We start from the raw sequence: 12,013 nt of genomic DNA on the forward strand, positions 1-12,013 counted from the left end.
ACAGGCCGGGCTCCTCACGGTCGCCTCGCTTCGGTGTCCCGATGAACGGTTTCTCCGGCACGTGCGGGACAAACGCACTGGCGTACGATGCCGCCGGCAAAGGGCGCACGCCGTGGGCCCGGTCGGACAAGAGAGGGCTTTTCGTGACTGCGTCGAGATCGCTGCCGTTGGCCGAGGCTTCCGAGGCGGAGGCACTGTTCAGGTTCGAGACGGGTGCGCCCGAGGCGGTGCGCTCCGCGCTCGGCATGAACGCCACCCGTGTCGGAGACGCTTTCGTGCTGTCCGTGCGGAACGACCCGACGCAGTTCTGGAGCAAGGCACTCGGCTTTGGCCGTACGTCCCCGGTCACTTCCGAACTGATCGCCGAGGTGTGCGCCTTCTACCGGGCGGAGGGCACCCCGCTGGCCGTTCTTCAGCTGGCGCCTTCGGTGATACCCGAGGACTGGGCCGAGATCTGCGCCCGCGAGGGCATCGTCGGCGGGTCGTCGTGGGTCAAGCTCGTCGGGGAGGTGGACGAGGTGGTGGCCCGCGCCGACGCACCGGACAGGAAGCGGGCCGACGGCATACGGGTCGCCCCCGTCGCGCCCGGCGACGCCGAGCGCTGGGCATCGGTCATGATGGACGCCTTCGGCATGCCCGGAGAGCACCTCAGGGCGATGGCCGCGGCCTCGGTGACGGACCCGGACTGGAGTCCCCACGGCGCCTGGCTCGACGGGGAGCTCGTGGGAGCGGGCACCGTCCACCACGGCGGTGAAGCGGGACAGATGTTCGGCGGAGCGGTGCTTCCGCACGCGCGCAACCGCGGAGGCCAGACCGAGCTGCTCGCCGCACGGGCGCGGGCCGCGGCCGAGTTCGGGTGCCGGCTGCTCGTCGCCGAGACCGGTGCGGAAACCGACGGGAGTCACAACTCATCTCTTCACAACATGCTTCGCCTCGGGTTCGAGGTGGCCTACGAGCGCCGCAACTGGGTCTGGCGGCCCAAGAGCTGACACCGCCCGGTGGCTGCGCACCCCCTGCACCGGCGGTGGCTCCAGAGCCAGCTCTTTGACAGTCAACAGTGACTGTGAGAGGATCATTTCACAGTCAATACTGACTGTGAAATCCGGCGGGAGCCACCACCATGACGCAACGAGACGAGCAGCGCCGCGAGACGCGTGCCCGTATCGTCGCCGCGGCCGTGCGGTCCCTCGTGGACAAGGGGTACGCGGCAACCACCGCACTTGGCGTGCAACGGGACGCGGGAATCAGCCGCGGCGCCCTTCTGCACCACTTTCCGACGAGCGAGGCGCTTTCGGCCGCGGCGGTGGCCGAATTGGTGGAGGTCAATCTGCAGGCCGTGCTGGACGAGTCGGAGCGCACGCCGCCGGGCCCTGACCCGGTGGAGCGCGGTATCGGCGTGCTGTACCGGGCCAGCAGGCGCCCGTCGTTCGAGGCGGAGCTCGAGCTGTGGGCGGCTGCCCGGGCCGACGAGCCGTTGCGGGACGCGCTGCTCGCGGCGGAGCGGGTGGCGCTGGGGCGGTTGCACGACGTGATCGACGAGATCTTCGGCCCCGACGTGTGCCGGCATCCGCGGTACCGGACGATGGTCACGCTGACCGTGCAGGTGATGCGGGGTCTGACCGTCAGCCGCTCCCTGGGCCAGGAGGACCAGCAGCGGTCGGTCCTGGAGTGGGCGGCGCTGATGCGCGGCGTGCTCGACGGCACCCCTCGATGACGCTCCCCGCTCTTTCGGCCACATCCTCCAGGAGGCAACGCCCGTGTCCGTCACACACGAAGTGCTCAACCAGGTGCCCCCGCTGACCGGCCGCGATCTGTCGGCATTCCCCGCGCTCTTCGAGGGCCTGCACAGGGAGGGCGCGGGGTGGGCCGAGCAGGAGGTGCGGGACCTGGGGCTGCTGGCAGGCGGTGAGCAGGCCCAGCGCTGGAGCACGAAGGCCAACGAGCATCCGCCGGTGCTGCGCACCCATGACCGCTACGGTTTCCGGGTCGATGAGGTCGAGTACGACGAGTCCTACCACGGGCTCATGCGTCTCGCGCTCGGCGCGGGTCTCGGCGGCACTGCCTGGGCCTCGGACCGCCCCGGCGTCCATGTGGCGCGCGCGGCGAAGATGATGGCGTGGAGCACGACCGACTTCGGCCACCTCTGTCCCGTCGCCATGGTGTACGCGGTCGTGCCCGCTCTGCGCGCCGATCCGGAACTGTCGGCGCGCTACGAGCCGTTGCTCACCACCACCGGTTACGACCCGGAGCTGCGGGTTCCGGAGACGAAGCAGGCCCTCATCGCCGGCATGTCGATGACGGAGAAGCAGGGCGGCTCCGACGTACGGGCCAACACCACCGCCGCCACGCCCTGCCCCGACGGCTCGTACCGGCTGGTCGGACACAAGTGGTTCACGTCGGCGCCCATGTCCGACTTCTTCCTCACCCTGGCGCAGACCGCGGGCGGCCTGACCTGCTTCCTCGTGCCCCGGGTGCTCCCGGACGGGACACGCAACGCTGTCCGGCTCCAGCGCCTGAAGGACAAGCTGGGCAACCGGTCCAACGCCTCGTCCGAGATCGAGTACGAGGGCGCGACCGGATGGCGCGTGGGAGAGGAGGGACGCGGGGTGCGGACCATCATCGAGATGGTCAACATGACCCGCCTGGACTGCTCGCTGTGGGCCGCCGCGGGGCTGCGGATCGGCACGGCTCAGGCCATCCACCACGCCACCCACCGCTCCGCGTTCGGCGACCGGCTGGTCCGCAAGCCCGCCATGGCCAATGTCCTCAGCGACCTGGCGGTCGACTCCGAGGCCGCGACCACCGTGGTGCTGCGGCTCGCCGGAGCGGTGGACCGCGCGGCGCGCGGTGACGCGGCCGAGGCGGCCTTCCGCCGCTTCGGGCTCGCCGTGACCAAGTACTGGTTGTGCAAGCGCTGGTCGGCCCACACCGCGGAGGCGCTCGAATGCCTCGGCGGCAACGGCTACATCGAGGAATCCGGGATGCCGCGCCTGTACCGCGAGGCGCCGCTGGTCTCCATCTGGGAGGGGTCCGGCAACGTCGCCGCGCTCGACGCCCTGCGCGCCATGCGCCGCGAACCCGACGCCTACGAGGCCTTCTTCGCCGAACTCGACCGCGCCAAGGGCGCCGACAGTCGGTACGACGACCAACTGTCCCTCCTCGCGAAGGACTTCGCCGAGGAAGCGGACCTCGAATACCGAGCGCGCTCCCTCGTGGAGCGCTCCGCGGTCCTCCTCCAGGCCGCGCAGCTCCTGCGTTTCGGCGACCCGGCCGTGACCGAGGCGTTCGTCGCTACCCGCCTCGACAGCCGGTGGGGCCACGCCTACGGCACGCTGCCCACCGGCCTCGACACCGACACGATCCTCGAGCGGGCCGCGGTGCGATGAGCGTGCGCTCCACTCCCGGCACGGACGGCGCACGAGGCCTCACAGGGCCGGGAGACCAGTTGCGGGCCTCCTGGGCGAGTCGGGGCCCGGGAACCGCGGTCGGCGTTCCGGCAGCGCAGGACGGCAGGGCGACCGAGCGAAGTACGTCGAGTTCCCCGAACTGCTACCCGAGGTGCCCGCCGATCGGGCGCGCCGAGCGCAGGGCGCCCGACGCGGCCGATCTGCAGCTGTCACCTGCTCCACGAAATGGCAAGGACCCGCAGAAGCAGCGGGCGCCGACCCGCCGGTGAGGTCGGCGCTTCCGCGGAAGCGGTGGACGTGTTCCGTCAGTCCAGTTCGCGAGGTGGGTCGCCGAGCAGGGTGGTGGGCAAGGGTTCCCAGGCGGGGCGCCCCTCACTGTCCCGGACGAGACGTCCGAAGGCCTGGTCACCGAAGTGGAAGGCAAAGCCGGAGGTGTTGGGCTGGTCGAGCTCCTTGAGCAGCCGACGGCGTGCGGTGAGGACTCCGGTGCCGTCGGCGTCGGGGCGGGAGGACCACTCCGGGTGTGCGAGCTGGGCGGGGATGTGGAACGCGTCGCCGAATACGACCAGCCGGTGGCCCGTCGAGGAGGTGATGACGTAAGTGGTGTGTCCGGGGCTGTGTCCGGGGGTGACGAGGGTCCGGACACCGGGGAAGACCTCTTCGTCGTCCGCGACGAGGGTGGCGGCGGTGGCGAACCGCGTGATCACGGGCGCGGGCGACGCGCCGACCACGGTGTGCCCGTTCTTGTGCGGTGCCCATTCCTCGGAGGCGACGAGGTAGCGCGCTTCGGGAAAGGTCTTGTCGAGGGTGCCCGTGGCCGTCGGCGTGAAGGCCCAGCCGGTATGGTCGACGTGCAGGTGCGTGAACGCCACCGCATCGATGTCCGCGGGTTCGACGCCGAGCGAGCCGAGGGTCTCCAGGAGCGCGCCGCTGTTGATCGGACCGGCCGGCGAGTGTCCGGTGAACGGACCGAACCCGGCATCGATCAGGAGGGTTCCCTCCTCGCGTTCGACCAACAGGCCGCCGACCGACATCGCGACCCGCCCATGTGCGTCGAGCGATTCGGGGTGGCTGTTCCAGTGGTCCGCAGGTACATCGGGAAAGAACACCGCGGGCAGCAGGCCCATCGCCCCGTCGATCACATAGGTCAGCCGCACCTCCCCGAGGTCGAGCCTGCGCACCCTTGACTGGTGCGACAGCGCGCCCGTCGACTCCGAGGATTCTGTCATCGTCATCGCCCTTCCGGCTGGATTTCGTTGGTCAGGACCCTGCCCAGCACCTTGTTGGACGCAGCGATGCAGCTGGCCACGTGCGCGTTGTCGAAGCCCGGACCGGGCAGGATCGGCGCTCCGCTGCCTGTTGAACAGCAGGCCCGAACCGTAAACGGACTTTACCCCGCTAATATTCCCGGGCGTAGCCTTGAGGCATGGATCGACCGGTGGTGCAGGTGTCCAAGGCAGGAGGGGAACGCGCGGACGCCGCACGCAACCGGGCGCACCTGCTCGACACCGCACGCGCCCTGATGGCTGAGCACGGCGCCACCAAGGTGACGATGGATGGCCTGGCCGCCAGCTCCGGTCTGGGGAAAGGCACGGTCTTCCGCCGGTTCGGCAGCCGCGCTGGAATCTTTCGGGCTCTGCTGGAGGACGAAGAGACCAAACTCCAGCAGGCAGTGCTGAGCGGGCCGCCGCCGCTGGGGCCTGGCGCCGCCCCGCTGGAGCGGCTGATCGCCTACGGCGCCGCCCGGGTCGATTTCCTCTTCGACAACTACGAGATCGCCCGCGCGGCCCTGGACGGCGGCCAATCCGCGCCGATGGGCGCCCAGACACCGTTGTCCCGGATCCACATCCGGATGCTGCTCGACCTGATCAAGCCCCCGGTCTCCGATCGCGGCGTCCTGGCCACGCAGCTCACGGCCGCCTTGGACGGGCCCGCACTGCTACTGCTGCATGTCGACGACTTCGCCGATGCCAAGAACGACCAGGTGCGCGCAAAGTTCGTGCAGGGATGGAGCGATCTCGTCGGCCTCGTCTGCCGCCACACCTCGACCGGCCACGGATGATCGGCTGCGACCAGCACCTCGATCGGCGTGAGCCGGTCAACTGCTGCTGATGCCCAGCCGAGCCGCGGTCGGGAAGGTCGACCAACAAAAGCGACCGTGCGGTCGAGTTGGTGTTACAGTCACTAAAGCGACCGACCGGTCGGGTTAGTGTTGGCGAAGGAGAGACTGGACTGTGAGCACCACCCTCGGCTTCATCGGCAGCGGACTGATCGGCGGTAATCTCGCTCGACTGGCCGTATCCGCCGGCATCGACGTCGTCCTCAGCAACTCCCGCGGTCCCGAGACCCTGGCCGGGCTCGTCGCCGAACTCGGCGGCCACGCCCGTGCGGCGACCGGTGAGGCAGCCGCTCAAGCGGATCTGGTCGTCGTCTCCGTGCCGCTGACGGCCTATCGCCATCTGCCGAACGACGCACTGGCCGGCCGTATCGTCATCGACACGACGAACTACTACCCTCAGCGCGACGGCAGGTTCCCGGTGCTGGACTCCAACGAACTCACCTCAAGCGAGCTGCTGCAGCGGACGTTGCCCGGTGCCACGGTGGTGAAAGCCTTCAACAACGTCTTCCATCACCAGCTGCTCACCCTCGCTCGCCCATCGGGATCACCGGATCGCTCCGCTCTGCCCATCGCCGGCGACGATGACGCCGCCAAGGCAGCCGTCAGCCGCTTGATGGACTCACTCGGTTACGACGCCGTGGACATCGGAGCCCTGTCGGCGAGTTGGCGCAGCGAACCGACCACCCCGGTCTACGTCATGCCCTACTTCGGCCCGATGCCCGCCGACCTGCCTCGTGAGGAACTGATGGCGCGGATGGACAAGTCGGACGGCGCCCCGATTCCGGGAGGCGAGGTCGAAGCCCTGGTCGCTTCCGCGGTCCGGGGGCCGGCCGGCGGGCAGTTCTGAGACCGGCCCGCCGTCGCGGTGGCGCAAGCGGACATCGGTGCCCGCGCACACCGGCGCGCTCCCACATTCCGTGCGACAGGCGGGCGTTCCCGTCCGCGAGGTGCCGAGCGGTCCGGTCACCCTGACGTGGTCGCTATTCCTTCGAACACTGCGTGCAGGTAGCGTTCGCAGGCGCCCGGCTCATGGTCCAGAAGTGATTCTGCCGCGCTGTAGACGCCGCAGGCGAGCAACACCACGTCCAGCGCGCTGAGATCGGAGCGGGCCGCTCCGCTCTCCTGCGCGCGTCGGATCAGCGGTCGGCACGCTTCGGCAAGCCGCTCCACCTGGGCGCGGATCTCCGGCCGCTCGGCGGCGCCGGCCTCGCGCAGGATCTCGATGAACGCCCGGTTGGCGGCGTAGCGGTCGACCTGCAACTTCATGAAGGCCAAGAGCGCGGGGCCGGGTTCGAGATCGCCGGGCAGTTGCTCGCCGGCCGCCACCAGCCGGTCGACCTCATCGGTGACGATGGCCGTGAGCAGGGTCTCCTTGCTGGGAAAGTGCCCGAACACGGTGGCCTTGCCCATCCCGGCCCGGGCGGCGATCTGGGCGACGGAGGCGTCGGTTCCCAGTTCCGCGAATACGTCCGAGGCGGCGACCAGCAAGGCTTGCCTGTTCCGCGCCGCGTCGGTTCGCAGAGGACGGTCGTGGCCGGGAGCCGGTCTCCTGCGATCTGTCATGCCTCCACCCTACTCGACCAATCGGTCGAGATAGGGGGATACCTCCGAGCCGATGCCGATCGCGGAGTCCCGGGCGGAAGTCCCGCCGCCGGGGCATTCCTGTCAGATGCCGGATCCGCTGATGATGTCGTCCATGTCCGCCGCCGTCAGCGGAGCATGCCGCAGCCCTGGGCCGCTCGTGCCCCAGCCGATGAGTACGGCTTCCAGATGCCTCTGCCACCCCGACGCGGCCGCGGCACGGCCGATGTCGAGAATTCCTGTGACGGCGAAGAGGGCGACCGCCACGTCTTCGGGCACAAGATCTCCCCGCACCGATCCGGCCTCCTGCGCCCGTCGCAACAGGCCGGCCTGTGCGGTACGGGAACGAGCCGTCAGCGTTTCGGAGCCGGGGAAGTTCCAGATGGTCCGGATGATCCCCGGCTGGGAGCCGAGCAGCTCCGCGACATCCCACAGGTACTGGCGCAGCGCGTCCTCGCCGGAAGCGACATGGCGTTCGGCGAGGTCGACCGCGGCTTCCAGGAGCTGTCGGGCGAGCTCGTTGACCAGTGCTTCCTTGTTGGCGAAGTGCCGGTAGATGGTGCCCAGCCCGAGTCCGGAGTGCTCCGCGACGACCTCGATGCTGGTCGCCACGCCCTGGGCCGCGAAGACCTGGCGTGCAGCGTCGAGGATGCGGGTGGAGTTCTCCTCCGCGTCACGACGCCGACGCCGGGAGCGGGACGCCGGAGCAGGGGAACCTCCGGACTCGTTCACAGTCATACGCTCAAGCCTGCCGTACGCGCAGCAGAACCTTGCCCGTCGTGCCCCGCCCTTCGATTGCCCGGTGGGCGGCCTCCGCTGCGGCGAGTGGGTGGATCTCCCCGATCGAGACCTTCAGCTTTCCCGAGGCCACCCAGTCGAACAGTTCACCGGTGTGTGCGAGAAGCGCGGCCCGGTCCGGCACGTGGTGCATCACCATTGAGTAGGTGACGAGCACGCTGTCAGGCAGGGACTCGAGCGAGATCGGTGGCACCGATCCGCCGGCCTGGCCGAAGCTCACCAATGTCCCGTGCGGGCGCAGCGAGGCCAGCGACTCCTGGAAGGTCGCGGCCCCCACTCCGTCGAAGACGACGTCGGCGCCGCGACCGTTCGTCAGCTCGCGGACCCGCCCGGAGAGCGGCCGGGCAGATCCGACGATGACGTCGTCGGCGCCGGCCCGGCGGGCGAGCTGGGCCTTGGCCTCGGTGGAGACCACACCGATGACCCGCCCACCGCGCAGTTTCGCGATCTGGGTCAGCAGCAGCCCGACACCGCCGGCCGCAGCGTGGACCACACACACGTCACCGGGCTCGACCGGGTAGCTCGCGGTCGCCAGGTGGTGGGCCGTCAGCCCTTGCATCGGCAGCGCTGCCGCGACCTCGTCCTCGATCTCTTCCGGTACGGGGATCAGCGCCGATGCGGGGAGCGCGATGAGTTCGGCGTAGCTGCCGTAGTTCAGGTACCACGCCACCCGCCGGCCTGCTTCCAGGCCGGTCACGTCCGCTTCGAGCCGGCGGACGACGCCCATGCCCTCCACGCCGGGGACGCACGGCAGCGTGCCGTTTCCGCCGCGGTCGGTGCGGGTTCCGACATCCATGAAGTTGACGCCCGCGAAGCGCACCTCGACGAGCACTTCGTCATCCGCGGGCACCGGGTTCGCAGCCTCGGCGAGCCGCAGCACCTCCGGCCCGCCGAAGGTCTCCATGACGATCGCCTTCATCCTCGTGCCTCCACATCAGTCGCTGCGAGCCGGACCGTCGCGGCGACGGCGGCGTCCGAGACGATCGAGCCGGCATAGCTGTAGCGGGCGTACTTGCGCAGGTACGCGGCCGAGATCCGCGCGTTCGTCGCTTCGTCGGTGATCGGCTCGAACCGCACCGCCGTCTCGTGGCGGCCGAAGGAAGCCGCGCCCTTCCCGACGGCCAGTGCCCGCCGGTACCACCAGCCCTGGGGCCCTCGGTAGGAGCGGACGTAGACCTCGCCGTCCACGACGACGAACCACACCGGCACCCGGGCGGTACCGGTGCGGCGCGGGAGGACGAGCACGACGTCGTCCCCGACTGCCGCGGCGGCCAGGCCGCCGGTCTCCTGGCCGGTCACTTCGTCAGGGCGGCGACGTCCGCGAGGAACGTGGGGTTGCCCGTGGAGTGCGTCGGGACCAGCGAGGCGTGGACGATCTTCCAGCCGTCGTCGGTGCGGGTGAGCTTTTGCATGCCCTTGCCGAAGATGGTCCAGGTGTTCTTCGCGGGGTCGTCACCGAGCGCGGGGTGGACGTGCAGCGCCTCCTCGTAGAAGCGCACGGTGGCGATGTCGCCGTCGATGTCGACCACGAAGCTCGACAGCTGGTGCTGGGTGACCGGGATCGGGCCGATCACCTTCTCCGCGTTGGCGCGGACCTCGTGGGCGGTCATCGAGCCGCCGGCACCACCGCTGCCGGCGTCGTTGACGCCGCCGAAGTCCACGGTGACGGTCTCGGCGTGGGCGGCCTCGTAGGCGTCCCACTCCTTCGAGTCCGCGGTGACGAAACCGCGGGTGACCGCCTGGATCGCGGTCGTGATGTCTTCAGCCGGGGTGGCCATGGCGTCCTCTTCCCCTCAGTAACCGGAAACTGGTTTCCGCTTAATAGCAAGCGTATACCGTCACCGGAGATTCCCCTGACCTCTGGGGTCTCTGCAGTGTCGCCCCGGCGTGTGGCTCGGCACGGCGCACGCCTCGGACCTGCGCATGTGATCCCAGCGAGCCGCTTGGCCTGATCGAGGCCTGCGCGAGCTCGGACGCGTCGATCCGCAGCCGTCCGCCCCCGCCGACGCTGCGAGCACCCAGGCCCAGCCTCATTGGGAGCGCGGCTGCGGCCTCACGTACCGCCGCCGGCGCGAAGGAACGCGTACGGACATTCCGGGGACCGAGGCGGGGCAGGTGATTCTTGTGCCTCGCCCCGCTCACCGGCCCGTGGCGTACCCCTGCATCTCCCGGGGGTTGGCGGCCGCCGACACGACACCGGTCTCCGGGTCGCGGGCCACCGCGCACAGGCGGCCGAGCGACCACGGCTCCTTCACCGTCACCTCGTGCCCGCGGCGGCGCAGCTCGGCGATGACCTCCTGGCCGATCCGGGACTCCACGGCGAGACTGCGCGGCTGCATGCCGCGCGGGTAGAAGGAGCCCGGGAAGCTGTCGGTGTGCCAGTTCGGGGCGTCGATCGCCCCTTGCAGGTCCAGGCCGCCGCGGACGTGTGGGCGCGCGGCGACTGCCAGGAAGAAGTGCAGGCTCCACTGGTCCTGCTGGTCTCCGCCCGGGGTGCCGAAGGCCATCACGGGTGTGCCGCCGCGCGAGGCGAGCGAAGGGGTCAGTGTGGTGCGCGGCCGGCGGCCCGGTGTGAGGGAGTTGGGCAGCCCGGGTTCGAGCCAGGCCATCTGGAGCCGGGTCCCCAGCGGGAATCCGAGCGAGGGCACCACGGGGTTGGACTGGAGCCACCCGCCGCTGGGGGTGGCGGCGATCATGTTGCCCCAGCGGTCCACCACGTCCAGGTGGCAGGTGTCACCGCGGGTCGCGCCGTCGCGCTCGACCGTGGGCTCGCCCACGCCCGCTGCGGCCGCCTCGCGCGGCAGTGCCCCCTGCGCCGCCTTCCGGGCGTGCTCGCTCAGCCGGGGCTCGCGGCCGCCGGGGCGGCCCGGGCGCAGCGACGCCGAGGCGGTCCCGGCGATGAGCGCCCGACGGGCCTCGTTGTACTCGTCCGCCAGCAACTCCCCCACCGGGACGTCCTGCGCGTCGCCGTACCACGCCTCGCGGTCGGCCAGAGCGAGCTTGGCGCCCTCCACGAGGGTGTGCACGTACTCGGCCGTGCCGTATTCGGGGGTCTCGGTGGGCAGCAGGGCGAGCTGCTGGAGGAAGACCGGGCCCTGGCTCCACGGGCCGGCTTTCGCGACGGTCCAGCCGTTCCAGTCGTAGGTGACCGGCTGCTCGTACGTGGCCGACCAGGCGGCCAGGTCGTCACCGGTCATGGTGCCGCTGTGCCGTTCGCCCGAGGTGTCCATGGTCGGCAGGGCCGCGTGGGCGGCCAGTGCCTCGGCCACGAAGCCTTCGCGCCAGGCGCGGCGCGCGGCGTCGATCTGCGCCTCCCTGCCGCTGCCCGCGGCCTCCGCCTCGCGGATCACCCGGCGCCAGGTCGCGGCCAGCGCGGGGTTCTTGAGCAGTGAGCCGGGCGCGGGAGCCTTGCCGTGCGGCAGATACAGCTCGGCGGAGGTGGTCCACTCGGTCTCGAACAGCTCGCGGACCGCCTCGACCGTCATGCCGACGCGGTCCACCACCGGGTGCCCCTTCTCGGCGTACCCGATCGCGTACGCCAGCACCTCGGAGAGCGACTTGGTGCCCTGGTCGCGCAGCAACGTCAGCCACGCGTCGAACGCGCCGGGTATCGCGGCGGCCAGCGGGCCCGTGCCGGGGACGATCTCCAGGCCGAGGCCCGTGTAGTGCTCGATGGTGGCGCCGGCCGGCGCGGGTCCCTGACCGCACAGGACGACGGGTTCACGGCCGGTCGGCGCGAGGATCATCACCACGTCGCCGCCCGGCCCGTTCAGATGCGGTTCCACGACGTGCAGGACGAAGGCGGCCGCGACCGCGGCGTCGAACGCGTTGCCCCCGTCCTCCAGAACCGCCATCGCCGACTGCGACGCCAGCCAGTGCGTGGACGAGACCATGCCGAACGTGCCTTGCAGGGTGGGGCGGGTGGTGAACAAACGCGTGTCTCCTTGTCGGTGCGGGCGGTGCGGGCGCTCCCGGCGCCACCGACCGTACCCGCGCCACCTCACGCGGATTGAGCCGCCATCACCCTGGCGGCGATGGCCGCCGGGTTCGGAATCGGCGAGTCCACCGCCCACGCCTGCCGCCCGCGCCGAGCGTCCAGGTCGAAAGC

At 70.6% G+C, this 12,013-nt stretch carries 12 protein-coding genes; 5 read left to right on the forward strand and 7 right to left on the reverse strand.

The window, feature by feature from the left end:
- Positions 1-41: 41 nt before the first annotated feature.
- The 3 genes from BLR33_RS29245 (at position 42) to BLR33_RS29255 (ending at position 3,386) form a co-directional block, all read left to right on the forward strand.
- On the forward strand, positions 42-989 hold the full coding sequence (locus BLR33_RS29245; RefSeq protein ID WP_245771745.1) for a GNAT family N-acetyltransferase: 948 nt from the start codon (positions 42-44) through the stop codon (positions 987-989).
- Between the two features lie 131 nt (positions 990-1,120).
- Entirely contained in the window at positions 1,121-1,714 is a 594-nt protein-coding gene (locus BLR33_RS29250; protein ID WP_093787653.1) for a TetR/AcrR family transcriptional regulator, read from the forward strand.
- 43 nt (positions 1,715-1,757) lie between these two features.
- Complete coding sequence (locus BLR33_RS29255) at positions 1,758-3,386, forward strand: acyl-CoA dehydrogenase family protein (protein ID WP_093787654.1); 1,629 nt, start codon at positions 1,758-1,760, stop codon at positions 3,384-3,386.
- 326 nt (positions 3,387-3,712) lie between these two features.
- Here the strand turns inward: BLR33_RS29255 and BLR33_RS29260 are convergent, their stop codons facing one another.
- Positions 3,713-4,642 (reverse strand): MBL fold metallo-hydrolase, encoded by a 930-nt coding sequence (locus BLR33_RS29260; RefSeq protein WP_245771746.1) that lies wholly within the window; start codon positions 4,640-4,642, stop codon positions 3,713-3,715.
- Between the two features lie 191 nt (positions 4,643-4,833).
- On the opposite strand from BLR33_RS29260, the gene BLR33_RS29265 reads away from it, so the two are divergent.
- Positions 4,834-5,469, forward strand: coding sequence for a TetR/AcrR family transcriptional regulator (locus BLR33_RS29265; RefSeq protein ID WP_093787655.1), 636 nt, complete (start codon positions 4,834-4,836; stop codon positions 5,467-5,469).
- A 172-nt stretch (positions 5,470-5,641) separates the two neighbouring features.
- Positions 5,642-6,373 carry an NADPH-dependent F420 reductase gene (locus BLR33_RS29270; protein ID WP_093787656.1) on the forward strand — a complete coding sequence of 244 codons (732 nt, stop codon included), beginning with the start codon at positions 5,642-5,644 and terminating at the stop codon, positions 6,371-6,373.
- A 116-nt stretch (positions 6,374-6,489) separates the two neighbouring features.
- On the opposite strand, the gene BLR33_RS29275 is transcribed toward BLR33_RS29270, so the two are convergent.
- The 6 genes from BLR33_RS29275 to BLR33_RS29300 all read right to left on the reverse strand — a co-directional run bounded on the left by BLR33_RS29275 (position 6,490) and on the right by BLR33_RS29300 (position 11,837).
- On the reverse strand, positions 6,490-7,014 hold the full coding sequence (locus BLR33_RS29275) for a TetR/AcrR family transcriptional regulator (RefSeq protein WP_176930589.1): 525 nt from the start codon (positions 7,012-7,014) through the stop codon (positions 6,490-6,492).
- Between the two features lie 177 nt (positions 7,015-7,191).
- The gene (locus BLR33_RS29280) at positions 7,192-7,845 is read right to left on the reverse strand and encodes a TetR/AcrR family transcriptional regulator (RefSeq protein WP_093787658.1); all 654 of its coding nucleotides are present in this window, start codon (positions 7,843-7,845) and stop codon (positions 7,192-7,194) included.
- Between the two features lie 4 nt (positions 7,846-7,849).
- Positions 7,850-8,824 carry a quinone oxidoreductase family protein gene (locus BLR33_RS29285; protein WP_093787659.1) on the reverse strand — a complete coding sequence of 325 codons (975 nt, stop codon included), beginning with the start codon at positions 8,822-8,824 and terminating at the stop codon, positions 7,850-7,852.
- Positions 8,821-9,204, reverse strand: a complete 384-nt coding sequence (locus BLR33_RS29290; RefSeq protein WP_093787660.1) for a DUF2255 family protein — start codon at positions 9,202-9,204, stop codon at positions 8,821-8,823. Before BLR33_RS29290 ends, BLR33_RS29285 begins: the two co-directional genes overlap by 4 nt.
- Positions 9,201-9,683: a nuclear transport factor 2 family protein gene (locus BLR33_RS29295; RefSeq protein WP_093787661.1), complete on the reverse strand. Its 483-nt coding sequence runs from the start codon at positions 9,681-9,683 to the stop codon at positions 9,201-9,203. The genes BLR33_RS29290 and BLR33_RS29295 overlap by 4 nt, the downstream gene beginning before the upstream one ends.
- A gap of 360 nt (positions 9,684-10,043) precedes the next feature.
- Complete coding sequence (locus BLR33_RS29300) at positions 10,044-11,837, reverse strand: gamma-glutamyltransferase family protein (RefSeq protein WP_093787662.1); 1,794 nt, start codon at positions 11,835-11,837, stop codon at positions 10,044-10,046.
- Between the last annotated feature and the right edge of the window lie 176 nt (positions 11,838-12,013).

The sequence above is a fragment of the Actinacidiphila guanduensis genome, assembly GCF_900103985.1.
Taxonomy (GTDB): Bacteria; Actinomycetota; Actinomycetes; order Streptomycetales; family Streptomycetaceae; genus Actinacidiphila; species Actinacidiphila guanduensis.